Annotated in this window: 20 protein-coding genes and 1 pseudogene; 9 read left to right on the top strand and 12 right to left on the bottom strand. The window is 69.7% G+C overall.

What is annotated here, in order from left to right; all coding sequences use genetic code 11:
* Positions 1-216: 216 nt before the first annotated feature.
* Positions 217-483 (top strand): hypothetical protein, encoded by a 267-nt coding sequence (locus VNJ48_RS01440; protein WP_325598360.1) that lies wholly within the window; start codon positions 217-219, stop codon positions 481-483.
* A gap of 373 nt (positions 484-856) precedes the next feature.
* Positions 857-1,198 (top strand): annotated as a pseudogene (locus tag VNJ48_RS01435) (integrase core domain-containing protein); the annotation flags it as partial.
* A 69-nt stretch (positions 1,199-1,267) separates the two neighbouring features.
* Here VNJ48_RS01435 and VNJ48_RS01430 read toward each other — a convergent pair.
* The 4 genes from VNJ48_RS01430 to VNJ48_RS01415 all read right to left on the bottom strand — a co-directional run bounded on the left by VNJ48_RS01430 (position 1,268) and on the right by VNJ48_RS01415 (position 5,171).
* Positions 1,268-2,635, bottom strand: coding sequence for an HNH endonuclease (locus tag VNJ48_RS01430; RefSeq protein ID WP_325598358.1), 1,368 nt, complete (start codon positions 2,633-2,635; stop codon positions 1,268-1,270).
* 219 nt (positions 2,636-2,854) lie between these two features.
* On the bottom strand, positions 2,855-3,877 hold the full coding sequence (locus VNJ48_RS01425) for an adenylate/guanylate cyclase domain-containing protein (protein WP_325598356.1): 1,023 nt from the start codon (positions 3,875-3,877) through the stop codon (positions 2,855-2,857).
* Positions 3,867-4,373, bottom strand: a complete 507-nt coding sequence (locus VNJ48_RS01420) for a PH domain-containing protein (protein ID WP_325598354.1) — start codon at positions 4,371-4,373, stop codon at positions 3,867-3,869. The genes VNJ48_RS01425 and VNJ48_RS01420 overlap by 11 nt, the downstream gene beginning before the upstream one ends.
* Positions 4,374-4,385: 12 nt before the next feature.
* Positions 4,386-5,171 (bottom strand): biotin--[acetyl-CoA-carboxylase] ligase, encoded by a 786-nt coding sequence (locus tag VNJ48_RS01415; protein ID WP_325598352.1) that lies wholly within the window; start codon positions 5,169-5,171, stop codon positions 4,386-4,388.
* Between the two features lie 52 nt (positions 5,172-5,223).
* Between VNJ48_RS01415 and VNJ48_RS01410 the strand changes: the two genes are divergently transcribed.
* Positions 5,224-6,834, top strand: coding sequence for an acyl-CoA carboxylase subunit beta (locus VNJ48_RS01410; RefSeq protein WP_325598376.1), 1,611 nt, complete (start codon positions 5,224-5,226; stop codon positions 6,832-6,834).
* The gene (locus tag VNJ48_RS01405) at positions 6,834-7,052 is read left to right on the top strand and encodes an acyl-CoA carboxylase subunit epsilon (RefSeq protein WP_325598350.1); all 219 of its coding nucleotides are present in this window, start codon (positions 6,834-6,836) and stop codon (positions 7,050-7,052) included. The genes VNJ48_RS01410 and VNJ48_RS01405 overlap by 1 nt, the downstream gene beginning before the upstream one ends.
* Positions 7,053-7,066: 14 nt before the next feature.
* Here VNJ48_RS01405 and VNJ48_RS01400 read toward each other — a convergent pair whose 3' ends face one another.
* A complete protein-coding gene (locus VNJ48_RS01400; RefSeq protein WP_325598348.1) occupies positions 7,067-7,687 on the bottom strand; it encodes a hypothetical protein in 621 nt (206 codons plus the stop codon).
* 66 nt (positions 7,688-7,753) lie between these two features.
* Between VNJ48_RS01400 and VNJ48_RS01395 the strand changes: the two genes are divergently transcribed.
* Both VNJ48_RS01395 and VNJ48_RS01390 read left to right on the top strand, forming a co-directional pair.
* Positions 7,754-9,427, top strand: coding sequence for a DUF885 domain-containing protein (locus VNJ48_RS01395; RefSeq protein ID WP_325598346.1), 1,674 nt, complete (start codon positions 7,754-7,756; stop codon positions 9,425-9,427).
* 33 nt (positions 9,428-9,460) lie between these two features.
* Positions 9,461-10,069 carry a Maf family protein gene (locus VNJ48_RS01390; protein WP_325598344.1) on the top strand — a complete coding sequence of 203 codons (609 nt, stop codon included), beginning with the start codon at positions 9,461-9,463 and terminating at the stop codon, positions 10,067-10,069.
* Between the two features lie 3 nt (positions 10,070-10,072).
* Here the strand turns inward: VNJ48_RS01390 and VNJ48_RS01385 are convergent, their stop codons facing one another.
* From VNJ48_RS01385 to VNJ48_RS01370, 4 genes are all read right to left on the bottom strand, one after another.
* A complete protein-coding gene (locus VNJ48_RS01385; RefSeq protein ID WP_325598342.1) occupies positions 10,073-10,537 on the bottom strand; it encodes a GtrA family protein in 465 nt (154 codons plus the stop codon).
* A 35-nt stretch (positions 10,538-10,572) separates the two neighbouring features.
* Entirely contained in the window at positions 10,573-11,955 is a 1,383-nt protein-coding gene (locus tag VNJ48_RS01380) for a hypothetical protein (RefSeq protein WP_325598340.1), read from the bottom strand.
* A complete protein-coding gene (locus VNJ48_RS01375; protein ID WP_325598338.1) occupies positions 11,948-12,457 on the bottom strand; it encodes a sigma-70 family RNA polymerase sigma factor in 510 nt (169 codons plus the stop codon). Before VNJ48_RS01375 ends, VNJ48_RS01380 begins: the two co-directional genes overlap by 8 nt.
* 68 nt (positions 12,458-12,525) lie before the next feature.
* Positions 12,526-13,722, bottom strand: coding sequence for an acyl-CoA dehydrogenase family protein (locus VNJ48_RS01370; RefSeq protein WP_325598337.1), 1,197 nt, complete (start codon positions 13,720-13,722; stop codon positions 12,526-12,528).
* A 149-nt stretch (positions 13,723-13,871) separates the two neighbouring features.
* Between VNJ48_RS01370 and VNJ48_RS01365 the strand changes: the two genes are divergently transcribed.
* On the top strand, positions 13,872-15,644 hold the full coding sequence (locus VNJ48_RS01365) for an acetyl/propionyl/methylcrotonyl-CoA carboxylase subunit alpha (RefSeq protein ID WP_414689899.1): 1,773 nt from the start codon (positions 13,872-13,874) through the stop codon (positions 15,642-15,644).
* Positions 15,645-15,656: 12 nt separating this feature from the next.
* Here VNJ48_RS01365 and VNJ48_RS01360 read toward each other — a convergent pair whose 3' ends face one another.
* Positions 15,657-16,358, bottom strand: coding sequence for a TetR/AcrR family transcriptional regulator (locus VNJ48_RS01360; protein ID WP_325598333.1), 702 nt, complete (start codon positions 16,356-16,358; stop codon positions 15,657-15,659).
* A gap of 125 nt (positions 16,359-16,483) precedes the next feature.
* Here VNJ48_RS01360 and VNJ48_RS01355 point away from each other — a divergent pair, with 125 nt between their 5' ends.
* Positions 16,484-17,416 (top strand): NAD-dependent epimerase/dehydratase family protein, encoded by a 933-nt coding sequence (locus tag VNJ48_RS01355; RefSeq protein ID WP_325598331.1) that lies wholly within the window; start codon positions 16,484-16,486, stop codon positions 17,414-17,416.
* On the opposite strand, the gene VNJ48_RS01350 is transcribed toward VNJ48_RS01355, so the two are convergent.
* Together VNJ48_RS01350 and VNJ48_RS01345 are read right to left on the bottom strand one after the other, a co-directional pair.
* A complete protein-coding gene (locus VNJ48_RS01350; RefSeq protein ID WP_325598329.1) occupies positions 17,413-18,345 on the bottom strand; it encodes an SGNH/GDSL hydrolase family protein in 933 nt (310 codons plus the stop codon). The two genes, VNJ48_RS01355 and VNJ48_RS01350, sit on opposite strands and share 4 nt — an antisense overlap.
* Positions 18,346-18,393: 48 nt before the next feature.
* Positions 18,394-19,377: an SGNH/GDSL hydrolase family protein gene (locus VNJ48_RS01345; protein ID WP_325598327.1), complete on the bottom strand. Its 984-nt coding sequence runs from the start codon at positions 19,375-19,377 to the stop codon at positions 18,394-18,396.
* A gap of 105 nt (positions 19,378-19,482) precedes the next feature.
* Here VNJ48_RS01345 and VNJ48_RS01340 point away from each other — a divergent pair, with 105 nt between their 5' ends.
* The gene (locus VNJ48_RS01340; protein ID WP_325598325.1) at positions 19,483-22,860 is read left to right on the top strand and encodes a pyruvate carboxylase; all 3,378 of its coding nucleotides are present in this window, start codon (positions 19,483-19,485) and stop codon (positions 22,858-22,860) included.
* Positions 22,861-22,873: the final 13 nt, after the last annotated feature.

Below are 22,873 nucleotides of genomic sequence, written 5' to 3'. Positions count from 1 at the left end.
ACGGGACACGACTCTGGCTCCAGCGCGACCGGCTCACATCCCAGTGCCGGCTCTTCGGACAAGCCACTTCCCGGACCCGCCAGGAGACAGCCTAGAACCCCACTCCCAGCTGCTTCTTGACACAGAGGGGTGCCAGATCCGGATGTTCCGCGGGCCGAACGGTGACCGGTCACTCGTCGCACGGCATGAGCGTGCACGTCGTGGAACACTCCGTTCGTGGACGAGGAGAAGCAGAGAGCGATCTACTCGCGCTGGGGCGAGCGCCTCAACCGTCGCACGGACGATCCTGGGTATCGCGACGAGTGGTACTTCCAACAGTGCGGTGGATGCCTGAATTGGCTGGCACTTGGAGGCCAGATCGGTGCGGACTGGGGCGTGTGTTCGTCCAAGTCGTCGCCCTACGACGGAGTCGCTCGGTTCGAGCATGACGGTTGCGACCACTTCGTCGAGGACCCGAACGGGTTCGGGATCACTCGCGGCTGAACTTTGGAGTCGACGACGTCCCATCGCCGGGGACGATTCTGTGCTGGCCAGGCTTGACAGCGGGCTCAGCGTTCCGGGACGGGATCCCGCACCGGGTCGCTCCGCGAGCCCATCCGCGAGCGGCACGACCCCACGCGGATCGCGGATGCGTGGGCGGGCCTCCCGGGCGCCCGACCACCGTAGCCTCTTCGGCATGGCCGCCCCGGGGGATGACACCGAGAATGACGGCCACCAAAAGACCGTCGTTCGACTCGCCACGACAGGCGATGGACGATGCAATCAAACGGATTGTGGTGCCTGAACTCCGTCGGCGCGGCTTCAAGGGCAGCCTTCCGCACCTACGCCGGATCGACAACGAACGCATCAGCTTGGGTTCTGGCAACGCGCTCGGGCGTTCTTCGCCGCCCATGGCACCACCGTCAAAGCCGTCCTGACCGACAACGGCTCCTGCTACCGCTCCAACCTCTGGACCAAGACCCCCGCCGCAGCGACCATCAACCACCGCTGGACCAGGCCGTACCGACCCCAGACCAACGGCAAAGTCCAACGGTTCAACCGCACCCTGCTCGAGGAATGGGCCTACGCCGAGACCTACACCTCAGAAGCAGCCCGCGTCGCGGCGTACCCAGGCTGGCTCCATCACTAAAATCACCACCGCGGCCACACCGCACACAAGGACAACTCACCGACCACACGTGTCCCCAACGTCTCCGGACAGAACACCGCCGAGCTCATCGCCGGGGCCTGTACGCAGGCGTCCGGCGAAGTTGCTTTCGGGCGAAGTTCAAACGACCAAGACGTAGTCGACGCGCAGCGCGGGGACGTGGTGCTTGCGGATCGTGACGAGGGGTGGTGGGCGGGTGCGGTGTTGGTGTCCGGTGGGCAGAGTCACGGCGATGGACCCGTCTGGTTGCGGTCTGGCCCGCCATCGCGGGGCGTCCTTGGCGTAGTTGCAGGACTCGCACAGTCCCTGGCCGTTGCGAGCACTGGTCGAACCGCCGTCGGCGTGCGTCTGGAGGTGGTCGACGTGCCGGACGGGTGCGTCGCACCACGGGGTGCGGCACACCTGGTCACGGAGTCGGATGAATCTGGCCAGGCTGCCCCGGAAGAACCGGCCGGTGGCGTCCATCGAGACGAGCTCACCGGTGGTGGGGCTGGTGTAGAGACGTCGTAGCCAGATGGCTTCGTCGCGGTCGCACGCGTCGGTCATGACCTCTCGGGCGAGCTCCGCCGGGATCGGTCCGAACCCCTCCAGCTGTGCCGGGTCGTCGGAGCCTCCGAACAGTGCAGTGTCGCTCATGATCAGCCCGAGCGAGACCTGTGGCGCAGACACATCGCCGTCGGCGGCGCTGAAGACCTGTGCGACCAGGGTGTCGGCCATGACCTGTCCCTTGCCCCGCTCGTCGCCGGCTGCTCGCGCACTGTCGGCGGCGCGCGTGAGGGCCGCGAGAACCGCTACACCGTCCTTCACCGGAAGCAGTGCTGTCAGGTACGTCATCGTGTCGGGGGCCGGTCGCAGGGTCACGCGTCGCTCGGACTCCGCCCGACGTCGCCGTACGACCAGCGCAGCCGCATCGAGGCGGGCCACCTCCTTGAGACAGGCGCCGGCCAGCTCCCGCTCCCCGATCGACTCGATCGACTGGGCACCATCGGGGCTTCCCGCGACGATCTGGTCGACGGTGAGGCGGTCCTCGAGGGTCAGACAAGCGGTCTCGCGGGCGACGATCGTCGCCTTCCACTCGGTGATCCGCCCGGTCCGCCAGGCAGTCCAGGTGTGTGGCAGCTCTGAGGGGACGATCTTGGCCAGGCCCAGGTGCTGACGCCCGCGGTGGGGAGACTCACGACGAGCCAACGCCACCTGTTCGACAACACCCCGACCGCGCCGCGCGACCGGAACTCCTGCGGCCTCCTGCTCGGCTCGTTGTGAGGCGTCGAGATCGGAGGCGAGGCGGGCCTGGGCGGCGGTGACGACACAGGCCAGTCGCTCCAGGGCACGCACGGCATCGATCCGCTCGGCGTCGTCCAGGTCACTGACGCCCTCGATCGTCGAGGACAGTCCATCTGCCCACGACTCGAGGTTCCTCGCGCTCAGCACGCCTGCTGCGCCGCCTGAGGGCGGCTCAGGTGCTGAGGCGTGGAAAGTATCGAACATGTGTTCGATTCTACCAAAGGACGGGCACCCGCGGAAGAAAAAATCAAATCCTGTGGAACTTCACTTCGCGTGGCGAGCCTCGCTCCCCGACTGCCGAAGGATGCACGCCGGATCGTGCGGGGGGTCGCGGTCGGATGGGCCGCAGGGCGTGGCCTCCTGTGCGTGGCGGCCGAGGGCAAGGTGGTTCGGGGGCTCAGGTGCCCCAGCCCGAACGAGTCGTCAGCGACGGCGTACGGCGACCGGTTCCACGAGGCCGAAGCCCCGCAACGGTCGGGCCGGCAGCCGACGCGTCTCGAACTCCTCGTCGGGCAGCAGGTCGGCCGTCGCCTGGTCGATGATCAGCCGGTTGCGTCGGGCGACCGCGGTGAGTCGGGCCGCCATGTTGACGGGAGGCCCGAAGACGTCGCCCAGGCGTGGGACGACGGCACCGGAGGCCAACCCCACCCGGACGTCGGGCATCCGCGTGTCGCGACCGATGACGGTGATGATCCCTTCGGCGACGGTGACCGCCTTCCCGGCATCGCCGATCACGAACAGGACGGAGTCACCCAGGCTCTTGATGATGCGGCCGCCGTGGACCGAGATCACGTCGTGGCAGCGACCCTCGAACTTCTCCACGAGGTCGCCGATCTGCTCGCGGTCCATCTCGTTGGACAGGGCGGTGAACGAGACCAGGTCGGCGAAACCGACGGTGACGTCGACCGTGTGGAGGTCTTCGTGGGCGGCCCCCATGGCTTCCATGCGGGCGACCGACGCTGCCAGGTGGCGGCGCCACGCGTAGACGAGCATCACCTCGAACGGGCCGCGAAGCTCTTCGATCAGGCGGAGCGCTGACCCGACTCGGGAGCCGGTCGCGTGCTCCCCGGCCTCGAGCTCCTCGACCCTCCCGGCCAGCGTGGCGACCTCCCAGTCGGCCAGTCGCGACATGGTCTGGCCGACGCCGCGGGTCATGTTGACCGCCATGTCGAAGTCAACGGCGCCCGAGTCGACGATGCCCATCAAGGCCGCTACGGCCTCGGCGTCGCCTGCGCTGAAAGCGTGCTCGTTGCCCATCTCCGGGAAGCCCAGCGCACGCCACAGCCGCCGGGCCTGGTCGATCGTCACCCCGGTCTCGGCAGCCACCTCGGCTGCCGTCATCGTGGGCGACTGCCCCAGCACCGCCAGGTCGAGTCGCTCCGGGACCGAGCTCGCCTCGTCGGGTCGCTTCGTCGGGTTCAGCGGGCGTGGACGCTCACGTGCCATCGTCGGACCGGTGGCCGCTGGACAGCTTGTGCAGCTCCTCGGCCACCTGCAGCTGCACCTTCTCGACGCGCGGGATGTCCGAGATGAGGACGCGACCATCGGTGCTCGCGTCGGAGACGATCAGGGTGCCGCAGCCGAACAGGCGGTCGATCACCCCGATCTCGAAGTCGACGCCACTGATCCGGTTGAGCGGGATGGTCCGACCTTCCTTGGCGACCAGTCCCGACCGCTTGATGAAGCGACGGTTGGTGAAGGTGTAGGTCGTGGTGAGCCACGCCAGGAAGGACCGGCCCGCCAGCACCAGGCCGACCAAGGCCAACGCCCCCCAGATGATCCACGCGACCGTGGAGCTTGAGCCGTCGAGCGACCAGATCACGGACAGCGGACCCAGGATGACGAGCAGGATCAGGCCAGGACCGATCAACGCCTTGAAGTGGGTGCGGGTGGAAACGACGATGTGCTCGCCGTCGTTGAGGAGCTTCGTCGGGTAGGCCACGCGGTGATCATGTCACTGCTGGGGGCGTACGTGTATGACATCACCCGCACCCACCGTCAACGTCCCGTCGGCGGTGCTCACCACCAGGGCGCCCCGGCTGTCGATGTCGAGTGCTTCGCCCCGGCGGACCTCGTCCGCGGGCAGGTGGAGATCCACCTCGCGGCCCAGCGTCGAGCACACGTCGGCGTACGCCGTGCGCAAGGCCCCCGGGTCATCGAGGAGGCCCTGCAGGCCGTGCAGGGAGCCGAGGACCTGGCCGAGCAGGTCGGTGCGGTCGACAGGTTCGCCGGTCTCCAGCTCCACCGAGGTGGCCAGCGCGACCGGCAGCTCGTCCAGGGTCTGCGCGACGTTGATCCCGATGCCCACGACCGCGGCCGGGCCCGTCGGGGTCTCGATGCGCTCCACCAGGATGCCCGCGACCTTGCACTCCTCGACGAGCACGTCGTTGGGCCACTTGAGGCTGATGTGGGGCAGCCGGTCCGCGAGCGCCGCCTGCACGGCGTAGCCGGTCAGCAGCGGCAGCCACGGCCAGTCGTTCGCCGGGACGTCGGGGCGCAGCAGCACCGAGAAGGTCAACGAGGTCCGCGCCGGCGCCTCCCAGACGCGGCCGAGCCGACCGCGCCCCTCGGTCTGGTGCTCGGCCACGACCACCAGTCCGTGCTCCTCACCCGCGCGCGCCCGATCGGCGACCAGAGCGTTGGTCGACGGCGTGCTCTCGGTGATCTCGAGGCGCCACCCCAGGGGGACGGCGACGCGGGCTGGATCGAGAGCTGGGCGCGGTGCCGGGACAGGAGTCATGGGCACTAGATTGACCGACGAATCCCAAGGAGGCCACTGAGTGAGCGCACAGGTGCAGCCCGGCGAGGGCACCGACGTCCCCGACGACATCGACATCCACACGACCGCAGGCAAGCTCGCGGATCTCGAGCGCCGACTGGACGAGGCCGTGCACGCCGGGTCCGAGAAGGCGATCGAGAAGCAGCACGCGAAGGGCCGCAGGACCGCCCGCGAGCGCATCGCGATGCTCTTCGACGAGGGTTCGTTCGTCGAGCTCGACGAGCTGGCGCGCCATCGGTCGACGGCGTTCGGGCTCGAGAAGCGGCGCCCGTACGGCGACGGGGTCGTCACCGGCTACGGCACGGTCGACGGTCGCCAGGTCTGCGTCTTCTCCCAGGACTTCACCGTCTTCGGCGGCTCGTTGGGCGAGGTGTACGGCGAAAAGATCACCAAGGTGATGGACCTCGCGATCAAGACCGGCTGCCCGATCATCGGCATCAACGAGGGCGCCGGTGCCCGCATCCAGGAGGGTGTGGTCTCCCTCGGTCTCTACGGCGAGATCTTCCGCCGCAACGTGCACGCCTCGGGCGTCATCCCGCAGATCAGCCTGATCATGGGCAACTGCGCGGGCGGGCACGTCTACTCCCCCGCGGTCACCGACTTCACGATCATGGTCGACCAGACCTCGGCGATGTTCATCACCGGTCCCGACGTGATCAAGACGGTCACCGGCGAGGACGTCACGATGGAGGAGCTCGGCGGCGCCCGCACCCACAACACCAAGTCGGGCAACTCGCACTACATGGCCTCCGACGAGGAGGACGCCATCGAATACACCAAGGCGCTGCTGTCCTACCTGCCCCAGAACAACCTCGACGAGCCGATCGTGTTCGACGAGCCCGCAGACCTCGAGGTCAACGACCTCGACCGGGCCCTCGACACCCTGATCCCGGACGGCGCCAACCAGCCCTACGACATGCACACGGTCATCGAGTCGGTGCTCGACGACCAGGAGTTCCTCGAGGTGCACTCGATGTTCGCCCCGAACATCATCGTGGGCTACGGCCGGGTCGAGGGTCGCCCGGTCGGCGTCGTGGCCAACCAGCCGATGCAGTTCGCCGGTTGCCTGGACATCGACGCCTCGGAGAAGGCCGCCCGCTTCGTGCGCACCTGCGACGCCTTCAACATCCCGGTGCTGACCTTCGTCGACGTCCCGGGGTTCCTGCCCGGGACCGACCAGGAGTTCAACGGCATCATCCGCCGCGGGGCGAAGCTGATCTACGCCTATGCCGAGGCGACCGTGCCGCTGATCACCGTGATCACCCGTAAGGCCTACGGCGGCGCGTACGACGTCATGGGCTCCAAGCACCTCGGCGCCGACATCAACGTCTCCTGGCCCACCGGTCAGATCGCGGTGATGGGCGCCCAAGGGGCGATCAACATCCTCTACCGCAACGAGATCGCCGAAGCCGTCGAAGCGGGGAATGAAGCCGAGCGGCGCGCCGAGCTCGTCCAGGACTACGACGACACCCTCGCCAACCCCTACGTCGCGGCGGAGCGGGGCTACATCGACGCCGTCATCGCGCCGCACGAGACACGCTGCGAGATCGTCAGGTCGCTGCGCCTGCTGCGCTCCAAGCGGGCCACGCTGCCGGCGAAGAAGCACGGGAACATCCCTCTCTGATGGCCGACAAGCCCGACGTCCCGCTGCTCACGGTCGTCAACGCCGACGCGACCCCGGAGGAGATCGCCGCCCTGGTCGCGGTCTTCTCCGCCCTGGGCTCCGGCGAGGGCGACAGTGCGCCTCGGCGTACGTCCGAGTGGTCGCGTCCTGCCCGCCTCATGCGCCGACCAGTCGCCCACGGCCCGGGCGGCTGGCGGGCCAGCAGCCTGCCCGGCTAGCCCCGGCCGACGCGTCAGGGCAGCAGCGCCGCAAGATCCTCGGCGGCCTGCTGGCTGGTGTATCCCTCGGGGAGCTCGCCCACCGGGCCGGCGACGTCGAGGGTGGCCATGCCCAGGCCGTCGTCGTCGAAGAACGACACGTAGTAGCTGGTGCGTTCGGCGTTCTCGGTCTCGACGGTGCGGCGTACGACGAGGTCGTGTCCGTCGACGGTGATCTCCTCGGTCGTCTGCACGCTGACACCGAGATCACGTTCGCCGACCACCGCGACCTCCTCGCGAGCTGACTCGAGTGCCGTCGGGTCCTCGAACCGGACGACGACAAGCTCCGTCTCCGGCTGCGGCCACTCGCAGACCAGACGACGCCGGGAGCCGTCGACGGCGGCGGCCCCGACCCGAGCCTCGCCCCCGACCTCTTCGCCCGCGATCTCGGGCGTCCCGAGGGGGCACTCGCCGCGCTCGAGCTTCGGGATCGGACCCACCCCACCCCCCGCCTCGACGGCCGAGTCCAATGCGTCGTACCACTCGGGATCGATGGCAGTCGCAGTCTCCGGCTCCTGGCCCTCGGAGCACCCCACAAGGGTGAGCACGAGTGCTGCGAGCGTGAGCGGCACCTGCGGCGTGAGTCGTCGTTCCATGGTCGGATCGTGCCATGACCCCGGTCGCCGATGGGCGCGCACGCCGACTGGTGGCAGGGTGGCTCCGTGACCACCCGAACCATTGACGCCCTGTGTGACCAGTTCGTCGAGGACTACACGTCGCTCGACCCGATCGCCGCCACCATGGTGGGCGTGGCCGGCCATGACGACCGGCTGACCGATCTCTCACCCACTGGCTACGACGCGCGGATCGCACTCGTGCGTGCCGCGGTCGAGGCGGTGGAGGCAGCCACCCCGGCCGACGACCGCGAGGCCTCGGCCCGGGACGCCTTCCTGGAGCGGAATCGCCTCGAGCTCGAGCTGGAGGCAGCCGGGCTCAACCGCTCGCGGATGTCGGTCCTGTGGAGCGGGCTGCACGAGATCAGGGAGGTCTTCGACCTGATGCCGACCGACGGCGAGGAGGCGATCGCGAACATCGGTGCGCGCCTCGCTGCCATACCCTCCGCGCTCGAGGGTCTGCGCGTCACGCTGTCCGACGAGGCCCGCAAGGGCAACGTGGTCGCGGCCCGGCAGTACGCCGAGGTCGCCGAGCAGGTACGCCGCTGGACCGGCCAGACAGGTGGGGGCGGCGACTTCTTCACCGGGCTCGTCGAGCGACTGGGGGCCGACGACGACACCGAGCTGCTCGCGCATGCCGCCTCCGCCAGCCGCGCCTTCGCCAGCTTCGGGCTGTTCCTGTCCGACGAGCTGGAGCCGCAGGGGCGCGACAAGGAAGGGGTCGGACGCGAGCACTACGCCCTGGCCAGCCGCTACTTCCTCGGCGCCGAGGTCGACCTCGACGAGACCTACGCCTGGGGCTGGACGGAGCTGAAGCGCCTCTCCGACCTGATGGACGAGACCGCCGAGGCGATCCTGCCCGGTTCGACCGTCGACGAGGCCGTCGCTCATCTGGAGGCAGACGAGTCCAGGGTCGTGACGGGCCGCGAGGAGTTCCGTGACTGGATGCAGGACCTCGCCGACCGCACGATCGCGGGGCTCGCCGACACCCACTTCGACATACCGCAACCGATCCGTCGGATCGAGTGCATGCTCGCGCCCACCAACGACGGCGCCATCTACTACACCGGCCCCTCGGAGGACTTCTCCCGCCCGGGCCGCATGTGGTGGTCGGTGCCCGACGGGATCGAGACGTTCCATCCGTGGCGCGAGGTCACCACCGTCTTCCACGAGGGCGTCCCGGGGCACCACCTGCAGGTCGCGCAGACGGCGTACCGCAAGGAGAGCCTGAACCGCTGGCAGCGACTCATGTGCTGGTGCAGCGGCCACGGCGAGGGCTGGGCGTTGTACGCCGAACGCCTGATGGACGAGCTCGGCCACCTCGACGACCCGGCGGACAAGCTCGGCATGCTCGACGGGCAGTCGATGCGCGCGGCCCGGGTGATCGTCGACATCGGCATGCACCTCGAGCTGGAGATCCCTGTCGACAACCCCTTCGGGTTCCACCCCGGGGAGACCTGGACGCCCGAGCTCGGCCTGGAGTTCATGCGCCAGCACTGCCGCATGGACGACGACGTGATCCAGTTCGAGGTGAAGCGCTACCTCGGCCTGCCCGGCCAGGCACCGTCCTACAAGGTCGGCGAGCGCATCTGGCTGGAGTCCCGCGCCGAGGTGCAGGCCCGCCACGGTGACGGCTTCGACCTGAAGGCGTTCCACCGGTCCGCGCTCGACCTCGGGTCGTTGGGGCTCGACCCGCTGAGGGCGGCCCTCGCCCGCCTGTGAGGTGGGGGGCGCCGACGCCCTAGGGTCGGCGCCATGCAGCTCGTTCTCGCCTCCGCCTCACCTGCCCGGCTCGCCACCCTCCGCAGCGCCGGGGTCGACCCGGTCGTGATCGTCAGCGGCGTGGACGAGTCCCAGCTCGATGGTCTCCCGCCGGCGGAGCTGGCGCTGCAGCTGGCCGAGCTCAAGTGCGCAGCGGTCGCTGAGCGAGACGACGTGCCGCCGGACGCGCTGGTCCTGGGTTGCGACTCGGTGCTGGAGCTCGACGGCCAGGCGTTGGGCAAGCCCGGCGACCCGGCCACGGCCGTCGACCGCTGGCGCGCGATGCGCGGCCGGTCGGGCGTGCTCCGGACCGGCCACTGCCTTCGCGACATGGGCACCGGCCGGGTCGCCGCCGCGACGGCCAGCACCACCGTGCACTTCGCCGACCTGAGCGACGCCGAGATCGCGGCGTACGTCGCCACCGGCGAACCACTGCACGTCGCCGGCGCGTTCACCGTCGACGGCCTCGGCGGCGCCTTCGTGACCGGGATCGAGGGCGATCACCACAACGTGGTCGGCGTCAGCCTGCCGCTGCTGCGTGAGCTGGTGGCCGAGCTCGGGCACGAGTGGACCGCGCTCTGGACGGCTGCCGGCCCGGCCTGAGGATCACACGCGGTCGAGGGCCTCGGCCTCTGCGTGTACGCCGAACACGAACTGCCGCGTCAGCACGAACCGCGCGGCATTGGCGAACGCCAGCCCGATCACGTTGGCGGCGAGGTTGTCGGACACCGGGTCGTCGAGGCCCAGGACGTTGCGGCTCACCCACAGGAACGCCATCGGAATGGCCATCGTGGCCACGCTGATCGTCACGAACGCGGTCCGGCCACCGTCGAAGTGCGTGGTCGTGCGGTGCCGGAAGGCCCACCGGCGGGTGCCGCGATAGCTGATCGCCGTACCGACGAGGTTGGCCAGCACGTAGCCCCAGATGGGGTGGCCGTTGAGCGGTCCGGCGGTCATCCCGAAGCCGTGGACGAGCCAGTTGAACAACACGAAGGCAACAGCAGTCGCTCCCAGCCCCACGGCCAGGTAGCGCCAGATCTCCCCCGCCAGTTGGCGGCCCCTCGGTGTCACAACAGCAAGGCTACGGCCACGCGATCAACGAAACGTCAACGCGCCCGCAGCTCCTGCCAGGTTGCGCCGAGGTCAATGGACGTCCACGCCGCCTTGAAGTCCGGTCCGATCGCAGTCAACCGCACCCCGTCGGCGGTCAGCTCGAGCTCCATCACGTTGGGCTCCATGCGCTCGGGAACGTCGAAGGGAGCACCCGACTCGATGCGCTCGTACGCCGACCAGTCGTCACCGACGGAGACGTACATCCCTGGAGGCGTGCCTGTGAGCGGCCCCTGGAGCGAACCGTTGTCGCTCCAGCCCTGCACCCTGGCGAGCAACCGCCCGTCCGGGAGGACGGCTGCCGGACCGACATAGGCCAGCGGGTCGCCGGACTGCCGCGAGACCGACCACGTGGACCCGTCCTCCAGCACCCGAACCTCCGCGAACGGGAAGAGGGTGGCTCCGTCGCTCCCGCCCATCAGCACGTGGGTATCAGGCGCGGAGTCGACGAATGACACCAACGGCGAGCGGTCCTTCGCTCCCGGCGCCTTGCGCCACACGGCGCCCCCGTCGTCGGACCAGGCGTAGGTTCCCGCCTCGGTCAGGGCCCGAAGCTGTCCGCTGTCGGTCTGCACGACCTGCTGCGTGCCGTCCGGCACCGTCGCCGGATGGGCACGGCCAGCGACGGTGTCGATCGCCCAGTACGCCCCTCCGGGATCCAATTGGGCGATCGTGGCGAGCACCTCATCCTCGCCCACCGGCGCAGCATCGCGGGAGATGTCGGCGGTGGTGACCGCACCGTCTGCACGGATGGTCAGGATTCTCGTGCGGTTCGATTCGTCGAAGTCGTGCACGACCACGACGTCGCCGTTGTCGGCGATCCGGACGACGATGTTGGACCAGGCGGTGCCCTCGAGATTGGACCACACGACATCGGGGACGACGCGTGTCTGGAACCCGTCGCTCGTGAAGGCGACGGCGTAGTCGGCCGCCGTGCATCCCGAGTTTCTGCACAGGGTCCACAGGACGACGCGTTTGTCATTGTCGCCGGGGACCACCTGCACGCCCTGGATCTGCGACGCAGGATCGTCCACTATCTGCCTCGCCGTCGGCCGGGCGCGCTCCGCCCGGCGCTCGGTGTCGGCAGGTGTCGTCACCGTCGGCGTCGGCGTCGGCGTGGGTGTCGGCGTTGGCATCGTCGGCGTCGATGGCGTTGGCGTCGGGTTCGGCATCACCGGCACCACCTGATCCGCCTGGGGTTGACCCGCGAGCTGGGTGGCAACGACGAGGCCGGCGAGGACCACGACGGTGGCGATCAGCGCGCTCGCCGTACGCCGTCGCGACAGCACTGCGCCACGGGCCAGGACGGCGTTGAAGTCGGGCTTCCGGGCGGCCTCCTCGGCGAGCCGCACGATCTCCGGGTCGAGTCGATCACCCACGGGACTCTCCTTCCACGAGCAGCTCGGTCTCCCCGAGGACGGCGGCGAGCGCGACGCGCCCCCGCGACAGCCGGGCCTTCACCGTTCCGATCGGGACGCCCAGGGTGGCCGCAACGTCAGCGACCGACTGGTCGGCGAGGTAGTGCAGGGCCAGCGCCTCGCGCTGGACGTGAGGGAGCTGGGCCAGCGCTCCGACGACCGCGAGTCGGTCGTCGGTCAGGTACGGATGCCGCGACTCGGCGGCTCCGACGACTCCGGACAGGCCCAGCCGCTCCCCGACACGGCGTCGTCGGTGGCGCGTCCGGGCAATGTTGACGGCCGTGACGCGCAACCACGCCTCGGGGCTGTCCAGCCCCTCGAACATCCGGCGCCGGGCGGCAGCCCGGGCGAAGGCCTCCGCGACCACCTCTTCGGCCTCGGTGAGGTCACCGCAGACGGCATAGAGCTGACCCACGAGGCGTCGCCAGGACGCTTCGAAGACCTGCTGCAGATCGTGCCCCACCTCGGCGCCCCCTCTTCCTTGCACACTCGACCATCGAGCGGCCCGAAAGGTTGCATCCGGGGGGCGAACTACTCGACCGGCAGGCCGAGCCCCCGCGCGATGAGCATTCGCTGCACTTCCGAAGTGCCCTCGCCGATCTCGAGCACCTTGGCGTCGCGGTAGAAGCGGGCCACGGGATATTCCTCCATGAACCCGTAGCCGCCGAAGACCTGCGTGGCGATCCGGGTCGCCGTCACGGCCGACTCGGTGGAGTAGAGCTTGGCCACGGCGGCCGCCTGCTTGAAGTCCTTCATCGAGACGCCGGCACCGGCGTCCATGGCGTCCTTCATCGCAGCCGCCTTGTAGGTCAGCAGCCGGGAGGCGTCGAGCATCACCTGGAGGTCGGAGATCTGGAACGCCACACCCTGCTTGCGACCGATGGGCCCCCCGAAGGTCTGGCGGTCGAGCGAATACTCGAGCGACAGGTCGAGGCAGGCCTGGATACAACCGACGGCGAGGGCCGCGATGGCGACCCGGCCGTCGTCGAGGGTGCTGAGGAACTGCGCGTAGCCGCGCCCGCGCTCACCGAGCAGGTTGGCCTCGGGTACGCGGCAGTCCTCGAAGGAGAGCGGGTGCGTGTCGGAGGCGTGCCAGCCGAGCTTGTCGTAGGGCTTCTCGGCGGTGAAGCCGGGCGTGCCGCTCGGAATGATGATCGTGGAGAGCTCGGGGCGGCCACCGTCACGGTCACCGGTCCGGGCCGTGACCGTCACCAGCGAGGTGATGGAGGAACCGGAGTTGGTGATGAACTGCTTGGCGCCGTTGACGACCCACTCGCCGTCGGACAGCACCGCCTTGGTCTTCGTCGCGCCGGCGTCGGAGCCGGCGCCCGGCTCGGTCAGCCCGAAGCCCGCGAGCTGCTCGCCCGCGACCAGGGCGGGCAGGTGCTCCTCCTTCTGGGCGTCGGTGCCGAAGGTCAGGATCGGGTTGATGCCGAGTCCTACCGCGGCCTCGAGGGTGATCCCCATCGACTGGTCGACGCGGCCGATCTCCTCGATCGCCAGGCAGAGCGAGGTGAAGCCGCCGTCCTCGCCGGCCAGCCCTGCGCCGCCGTACTGCTCCGGAGCGGTGAGGCCCATCAGGCCCAGCGCGCCCATCTTCTTCACGACATCGGTCGGGAAGTGGTGGTCGCGGTCCCACTGCGCGGCATGGGGCGCGATCTCGGCCTGCGCGAAGTCGCGGACGCTGCGGCGGAACTGCTCGTGCTCGGGAGACAACTCGAAGCTCATGTGACGAGCCTAACGCGCGGGGGTTAGCGAGCGCTAACCTGTGGCGTTCGGCACACCGCACCACAGTCGGCACGCGGAGCAGGGAGCGATAGTCTCCGCGAAGACCAGTCGAGGAAGACCAGGAGTGTTTCGTGCCCCAGTCGCAGGGTTTGCAGAAGGTCCTCATCGCCAATCGCGGCGAGATCGCAGTGCGGGTGGTCCGCGCGTGCAAGGACGCGGGCATCGGCAGTGTCGCGGTGTACGCCGACCCCGACCGCGACGCGCAGTTCGTCCGTCTCGCCGACGAGGCCCACGCCCTGGGTGGCGCAACGCCGGCCGAGACCTACCTGGACATCGCGAAGATCCTCAAGGTCGCCGCCGACTCCGGCGCCGACTCGGTGCACCCGGGCTACGGCTTCCTCGCCGAGAACGCCCAGTTCGCCCAGGCCGTGATCGACGCCGGGCTCATCTGGATCGGCCCTTCGCCTGCGGCGATCGACGCCCTGGGTGACAAGGCCAAGGCGAAGCAGATCGCCCAGAAGGCCAACGCGCCGCTCGCGCCCGGCCTCAAGGACGCGGTGAAGGACGCCGACGAGATCGTCGAGTTCGCCAAGGCCAACGGGCTGCCCGTCGCGATCAAGGCCGTGTTCGGCGGCGGCGGTCGTGGTCTCAAGGTGGCCCACACCATCGAGGAGATCCCCGAGCTCTACGAGTCGGCCGTGCGCGAGGCCGTCGGCGCGTTCGGTCGCGGCGAGTGCCTCGTCGAGAAGTTCCTCGACCGTCCCCGTCACGTCGAGACCCAGTGCCTGGCCGACCAGCACGGCAACGTCGTGGTGGTCTCGACCCGCGACTGCTCACTGCAACGTCGTCACCAGAAGCTCGTCGAGGAGGCGCCCGCGCCGTTCCTGACCGACGAGCAGGTGAAGAAGCTCTACGACTCCTCGAAGGCCATCCTCAAGGAGGCGGGCTACGTCGGGGCCGGCACCTGCGAGTTCCTCGTCGCCGCGGACGGCACCATCTCCTTCCTCGAGGTCAACACTCGTCTCCAGGTCGAGCACTGCGTCTCCGAGGAGGTCACCGGCATCGACCTGGTGCGGGAGATGTTCCGCATCGCCGCCGGCGAGGAGCTGGGCTTCGGCGACCCGGAGATCCGCGGCCACTCGATCGAGTTCCGCATCAACGCCGAGGACGGCGGGCGCAACTTCATGCCGGCGCCCGGCACCCTGACCGAGTGGGCTCCCCCGCAGGGCCCCGGCATCCGTCTCGACGGTGGCTACAACAAGGGCGAGACGATCCCGGGCAACTTCGACTCGCTGATCGCCAAGCTCATCGTCACCGGCCGCGACCGCACCCAGGCGCTGGAGCGCTCGCGTCGCGCGCTCGACGAGTTCGTCGTCGACGGCATGCCCACCGCCATCCCCTTCCACCAGGCGGTTGTCAACGACCCGGCGTACGTGGGCCCCTCGACGCCAAGCGGTGAGGGCGAGTTCACCGTCTACACGACCTGGATCGAGACCGACTTCGACAACCAGATCGAGCCCTACGCCGGCGACACAGCGGAGACCGAGGAGGCCGGCGAGCGCCGATCAGTCACCGTCGAGGTCGGCGGCCGACGCCTCGAGGTCGTCCTCCCAGCGGGTCTCGGCGGGCTCTCCGTCGGCTCGGGCTCGGGCGGCGGTGCGAAGAAGCCGAAGCGGTCGGCGAAGAAGGCCGGCGCCGCGGCGTCGGGTGACTCCGTCTCGTCTCCCATGCAGGGCACGATCGTCAAGGTCGCGGTCACCGACGGCCAGGAGGTCGCCGAGGGCGACGTCATCGTGGTCCTCGAGGCGATGAAGATGGAGCAGCCCCTGAAGGCCCACAGGTCCGGCACCGTGACCGGGCTCGAGGCCGAGGTGGGCGCCACCGTCACCAACGGTGCCGTGATCTGCGAGATCAAGGACTGATCGCGGCTCGCTTCAGCCCAGACCGACGGTCTCGACGAGAACCTTCAGGTGGTGCTCGAAGAGGTCCTGCGGCTGGGTGAAGGTGTCGGCGCCGTACTGCCCGAAGATCTCGAAGCTGATGCAGCCGAAGAGGGCCGCCCACATCAGCACCCCACGGGCGATGAGCTCGTCGGGGGCGGTGATGCCCTGGTCGCGCCGGACCCGAGCCAGATCACGACTCAACCGGCGCGGCGAGACGGCTCCCCCGTCGTGGGAGACAGCCCCGGCGACCCACGCGTCCTCCCACACCTGGACCAGGCGACGGATCACCCGCGTCCCCGGCACGGTGGTGCGCTCGGCTGGCGCCCGGTAGCCGGGCACGGGGCTGCCGAAGAGCAGGGCGTACGTCGCCGGCTCGGCCAATGCCCAGGTGCGCACCGCGCGACCGATCGCCCTCAGGCGGTCGGCGTGGTTCGTGGTGGCGACTGACTCGAGCGCCGCGTCCACGGCGTCGCCGAGCTCGTCGTAGCCGTCGATGACGAGCAGGGTCAGCAGCTCGTCGCGGCTGTCGACGTAGCGATACACCGCCGAGGAGACCAGGCCGAGGTCGCGAGCGATGGCCCGCAGCGAGAGCGCGGCGGCACCGTCCGTGGCGAGGTGCTGGCGGCCGATCCGGACGATGTCGCGCATGGTCTGCTCCCGAGCTCGCGCTCGCGGTGTGGTCGCTGCTGCCATGCGCTGATCATGGCACACATGAGGGAGCATAGGTTGCACAAGAGAGCACCGCTCTTGCTTTGTCCTCGTCGCCGTGTCATGCTCATCGAAACGAGAGCACTGCTCTCATAAACTCGAGGAGCACCATGACCGCCGTACACGTCATCACCGGAGCCGGCCCTGTCGGCTCGACTGTCGCCCTGCAGCTGGCCGAGACCGGCCAGCAGGTGCGGTTGTTGACCCGATCGGGAAGCGGACCCGACCACCCGATGATCGATCGGCAGCGCGTCGACGTGTCGCGGCCCGACCAGCTCGCGGGCGCGATGGAAGGAGCAAAGGTGGTCCACCACTGCATCCACGGTTCGGCATACGCCGCGCGCAGCTGGCGGGCCGAGCTGCCCGCGGCGGAGAGGACCGTGCTCGATGCTGCCGGGCGGGCCGGGGCGGTCGTGGTGTTCCCGGAGAGCCTCTACTCCTACGGCCCGGTCGAGGGCCCGATGACCGAGGACATGCCACGCAACGCCACAGGCGGCAAGCTCGGCGTCCGGAGCGACCTCCTGGCCCAGCGGGCGGCGTCGGCCACTGCGACGATCAGCATCGCGGCGTCCGACTTCTACGGCCCGCGGGTCCTCAATGCCCACGCCGGCGAGCGACTCTTCCCCACCGTCCTGGCGGGGAAGACGATGCGGGTCGTGGGCAGTCTCGACCAGCCGCACTCCTTCACCTACGTCCCCGACCTGGCGGCCGCCATGATCCGCGCGGCGGCCACCCCCGAGCTGTGGAACACCTTCCTCCATGCCCCCACTGCTCCCCCGGTCACCCAGCGCGAGCTGATCACCCAGGTGGCAGCCACGGCGGGGGTCCCCGTGCCGCGCATGTCGGCGCTGCCGAGCTGGGCAGTGAAATCGATCGGCGTGGTGTCACCGAGCACCAAGGAGCTCGTGGAGGTGAGCTACATGTTCGACCGGCCCTTCGTCGTCGACTCGACCGCCAGCGAGGCGCGACTCGGGCTCGCGCCGACGCCGTTCGACGTCGGCCTCAAGGAGACGGTGGCCTGGTGGCGCGAGAACGGCTCCTAGTTGCGAACGACCGCGTCGCGAGGAGGAGCCGCGCGCTCGGTTTCCGGTGCCTCGTCCCCGGTGATCTCGGAGAAGACCTCGGCCGCCACCCCGCGCATGCCGTCGAGCATGGGGTGGAAGGACGCCGCGATGCCCGGCAACATCTCGGGACCGTTGATCCAGGCGGCCTTGCCGGCGCAGACGTCGTGACCCTCCGAGGCTTCGCCGACGTCGACGTACGACGCACTGGCACCCTCGGCTCCGGCCGCCAGCGACCCGTTGAGCCGGCCGGCGATCTGCGCGGCGGCGTCCAGCTGCGCTGGTGACAGGGGTACGGCGCGACAGGACTCGCCCTCGGGCAGGACCTGCGGATAGCCGACGACGTAGACCTGGGCCTCCGGCGCCCGGTCGACGATGGCCTCCACGACCTTGCGCACCCGGGCCTCGACCCGGGCGGCATCGCGGAGCAGGCGCACCTGCTGCTTCGGCGAGCAGCCCTCTGCGCAGCTCACCAGGGAGGAGAAGATGCCGAAGTCGTTGCCGCCGATGCCGAGCGTGACGAGGTCGGTGTCGGCCGACAGGGCGTCGAGCTGCGGGGCCACCCGCTTGCCGTCGACCATCCGTTGGCGACGGGTGAAGTCGCGGGTGTCGGCGGCGGAACACGTGACATCGGTGTAGGTCTCGACGTCCAGCCAGCCCGCCAGGAACGCCGGGTAGTTGTCGGTGGAGCGGACGCAGCCAGAGGGGTCGGAGCGAACCGTGGTCACGAGCGGGCCGGCACTGTAGGAGTCGCCCATGGCCACGTAGTCGATCTCCGCGGGCAGGTCGCCGAAGCTCTCGCGTGGGAAGCCGCCCTCCTCGGCCGCGTCGCCGCTCCAGCACGCGGTCGTCACCAACAGGAGCAGCGCCAGGACAAGGCTCAGTCGCGCGGTGGAGTCAGGCAGGGACACTCGGCCGATCATGCCACCGCTGCCAAGCAGGGCCAGGACGTGGGAGGCCTACTTGTTGATCACTTTCGCACCTCTGGGCACGCTCGCGCTGCCACCCCCTGCTGGCGCGTCATCGCCGGTGATGGCGCTGAACACCTCGGCGGCGGTAGCGCGCATGCCGATGAGCATGGGGTGGAAGGACGCCGCGATGCCCGGGCGCATTTCGGGTCCGTTGATCCAGGCGTCCTCGCCAGCACAGACGTCGTGACCGGTCGAGGCCTCGTCGAGGTCGACGAAGGTCGCTCCAGCCGACTCCGCCCCCGTCTTGAGAGAGTCGGTGAAGCGCTGGGTGAGCTGGGCGGCAGCGGTGAGCTGTGCCGGGGTGAGCCGGATGGCGGCACAGGGCTCGCGGTCCGGGAGGATATGGGGGTAGCCGACGACGTAGACCGCAGCGTTGGGAGCCTTGGCGGAGATCGCGCGTACGGCACCTGCCACCCGTCCCTGCACCCGGACCACGTTGCGCTGCAGCGTCTGCTGCTCCTCCGGGGAGCCGCCCTTGGAGAAGTCAAGGAGCGAGGTGAAGATGCCGAAGTCGTTGCCACCGATCCCGAGAGTCACCAGATCGGTCTTGGGAGACAGCGCATCGAGCTGCGGACGTACCGAAGTGCCGTCTTCCTCGAAGCCCTGACGCCCCTTGAGAGCGGTGCTGTCGGCCCTGGAACACGTGACGTCCGTGTAGGTCGAGACCACCAGATAGTCGGCCAGGAAGGCCGGGTAGTTCTGGGTGGACCGGTAGCAGTTCGAGGGATCAGTGCGCATGGTGGCGACCAGCGGACCGGCGCTGTAGGAATCGCCGAGTGCTACGTAGTCGATGTCGGCCGGGAGACTCCCGAAGGTGGTGGGCTCGGGCGCCTCCTGGTCCGCGGCCTCGCCGATCGAGTCCGCGGCCTGGCCGCTCGAGTCCGCGGCCTCGCCGCTCCAGCAAGCCGTGGTGAGGAACAGGGCAGCGGTCAGTGCAGCCGTGAGCCGGCGAGACACAGAGGCGGTGGGCATCCGGAGATCTTTGCACCGGAGAGCGAACCGCGTTGCCGAATGCGCCAACGACCGCCGTACGGACGAGTAGCAACTTTTGCCGATCCCGACCTCTAGCCTTCGGGCATGTTCTCCAAGGTGCTGGTGGCCAACCGCGGCGAGATCGCCATCCGGGCTTTTCGCGCGGCCTACGAGATCGGCGCGCGAACGGTCGCGGTCTTCCCCTACGAGGACCGCGGGTCCGAGCACCGGCTGAAGGCGGACGAGGCCTACGAGATCGGCGAGCGGGGCCACCCCGTGCGCGCCTACCTCGACCCGGACGCGATCGTGGCGGTGGCGTTGAAGGCCGGCGCCGACGCCGTCTATCCGGGATACGGCTTCCTGTCGGAGAACCCCGCGTTGGCGGAGGCGTGCGCCAACGCCGGCATCACCTTCATCGGTCCGAGCGCCGAGGTCCTCACCCTGACCGGCAACAAGGCCCGGGCCATCGCCGCGGCCAAGGCGGCCGGTGTCCCGACGCTGAGGAGCGTCGACCCCGGCACCGACGTGGACGCCTTGGTCGCCGCCGCCGAGGAGATCCCCGAGCCGCTCTTCGTCAAGGCCGTCGCCGGTGGCGGAGGCCGAGGCATGCGCCGTGTCGACGACCGCGCCCAGTTGCGGGAGGCCATCGAGACCTGCATGCGCGAGGCCGAGGGCGCCTTCGGGGACCCCACCGTCTTCATCGAGCAGGCCGTCGTCGAACCCCGCCACATCGAGGTCCAGATCCTGGCCGACGGGGAGGGCAACGTCATGCACCTCTTCGAGCGCGACTGCTCGGTGCAGCGGCGCCATCAGAAGGTCGTCGAGATCGCCCCCGCGCCCAACCTCGACCCCGAGCTGCGGGACCGCATGTGCGCCGACGCCGTGCGGTTCGCGACCGAGATCGGCTACCGCAACGCCGGGACGGTGGAGTACCTCCTCGACAAGCACGGCAACTACGTCTTCATCGAGATGAACCCCCGCATCCAGGTGGAGCACACGGTCACCGAGGAGATCACCGACGTCGACCTGGTCCAGTCGCAGATCAGGATCGCGGCCGGTGAGACCCTGGCCGACCTCGGGCTCTCCCAGGAGACGGTCTCCATCCGCGGGGCCGCCCTGCAGTGCCGGATCACGACCGAGGATCCGGCCAACGGCTTCCGCCCGGACACGGGCAAGATCACGACCTACCGCTCCCCCGGCGGGGCCGGGATCCGCCTCGACGGCGGCACCACCTACACCGGCGCTGAGGTGAGCGCCCACTTCGACTCGATGCTGGCCAAGCTGACCTGCCGGGCCAGGACCTTCGACAAGGCGGTCGAGCGGGCGCGCCGCGCGGTCGCGGAGTTCCGCATCCGGGGCGTGTCCACCAACATCGCGTTCCTGCAGGCCGTGCTCGACGACCCGGACTTCGCGGCTGGCCGGGTCACCACCTCGTTCATCGAGGACCACCCGCAGCTCCTCACGGCGCGAGCCTCCGGGGACCGTGGCACGAAGCTGCTGACCTACCTCGCCGACGTGACTGTCAACCAGCCGCACGGACGGGCGCCGGTCAGCGTCGACCCGATGACCAAGCTGCCGGACGTCGACCTCGACGTCCCGGCGCCCGACGGCACCCGCCAGCTCCTGCTGCGAGTCGGTCCCGAGGAGTTCGCCCGACAGCTGCGCGCCCAGGACCAGGTCGCCGTCACCGACACGACCTTCCGCGACGCGCACCAGTCGTTGCTCGCCACCCGCGTGCGCACGCGCGACCTCGTCGCGGTCGCCGGGCACGTCGCGCGCACGACGCCGGAGCTGTGGTCGCTGGAGGCGTGGGGCGGTGCGACGTACGACGTGGCGTTGCGCTTCCTGGCCGAGGACCCGTGGGAACGGCTCTCCGAGCTCCGTCGGACCGTGCCCAACATCTGTCTGCAGATGCTGCTGCGCGGCCGCAACACGGTCGGCTACACCCCCTATCCCGCCGAGGTGACGCAGGCGTTCGTCGAGGAGGCGGCGGCGACGGGCATCGACGTCTTCCGCATCTTCGACGCGCTCAACGACGTCTCCCAGATGAGGCCTGCGATCGAGGCGGTGCGGGCGACCGGCACGACCGTCGCGGAGGTGGCGCTCTGCTACACCGGCGACCTGTCGTCTCCCGACGAGCGGCTCTACACCCTCGACTACTACCTGCGCCTCGCCGAGCAGATCGTCGACGCCGGTGCGCACGTGCTGGCGATCAAGGACATGGCCGGGCTGCTGCGCGTGCCCGCCGCGCGCACCCTGGTCACCGCACTGCGCTCGGAGTTCGACCTGCCGGTCCACCTGCACACCCACGACACCCCGGGCGGTCAGCTGGCGACCCTTCTCGCCGCCATCGACTCCGGTGTAGATGCCGTCGATGCCGCCTGTGCCGCGATGGCCGGCACCACGTCGCAGCCGGCCCTGTCCGCGCTCGTCTCCGCCACCGACCACGGCCCACGCGAGACGGGGCTGTCGCTGGCCAACGTCAACGCGCTGGAGCCCTACTGGGAGGCCACGCGCCGCGTCTACGCCCCCTTCGAGTCCGGCCTGCCTGCCCCGACCGGTCGCGTCTACACCCACGAGATCCCCGGCGGGCAGCTCTCCAACCTCCGCCAGCAGGCCATCGCGCTCGGGCTCGGCGAGAAGTTCGAGCAGGTCGAGGACATGTATGCCGCCGCCAACACGATCCTCGGCAACGTCGTCAAGGTGACGCCCTCATCCAAGGTCGTGGGCGACCTCGCCCTCCACCTCGTGGCCGTGGGCGCCGACCCGCGCGCCTTCGAGGACGACCCGGGCGCGTTCGACATCCCCGACTCCGTGATCGGCTTCCTCAACGGCGAGCTCGGTGACCCGCCCGGCGGCTGGCCCGAGCCCTTCCGCACCAAGGCGCTGGCCGGTCGCACCTGGAAGCGTCCGGCGGAGACCCTCACCCCCAGCCAGGTTGCCGGGCTCGAGAGCAACCGCCGCGCCACCCTCAACGAGCTCCTGTTCCCCGGTCCGACCCAGGACTTCCGCGAGTCCCGGGAGACGTACGGCGACGTGTCGGTGCTGCCGACGATCGACTACCTCTACGGCCTGCGACGGGGGGAGGAGCACTCGGTCTCCCTCGGCGAGGGCAAGACGCTGATCCTCGGGCTCGAGGCGGTCGGCGAGCCGGACGAGCGCGGCATCCGCACGGTGATGTGCACGATCAACGGGCACCTCCGGCCCATCGGTGTCCGCGACCGCAGCGTCGCCTCGGCGGTGGCCGCGGCGGAGAAGGCGGACAGCTCCGACAGCGGGCACGTGGCCGCTCCGTTCGACGGTGTCGTCACCGTCGGGGTCGCCGAGGGTGACGAGGTCGAGGCGGGCCAGACGGTGGCGACCATCGAGGCGATGAAGATGGAGGCCTCGATCACGTCCCCCCGTGCCGGCACGGTCGTGCGCGTCGCCGTACCAGGAACCCAGGCGGTCGAGGGGGGCGACCTGGTGCTGGTGCTCGGTTGAGGTCCGTGCTGAC

Source organism: Nocardioides sp., from assembly GCF_035576065.1.
Taxonomy (GTDB): domain Bacteria; phylum Actinomycetota; class Actinomycetes; order Propionibacteriales; family Nocardioidaceae; genus Nocardioides.
The sequence above is the reverse complement of the archived record's forward strand: the minus strand, read 5'-3'. Positions and strand labels throughout refer to the sequence as shown.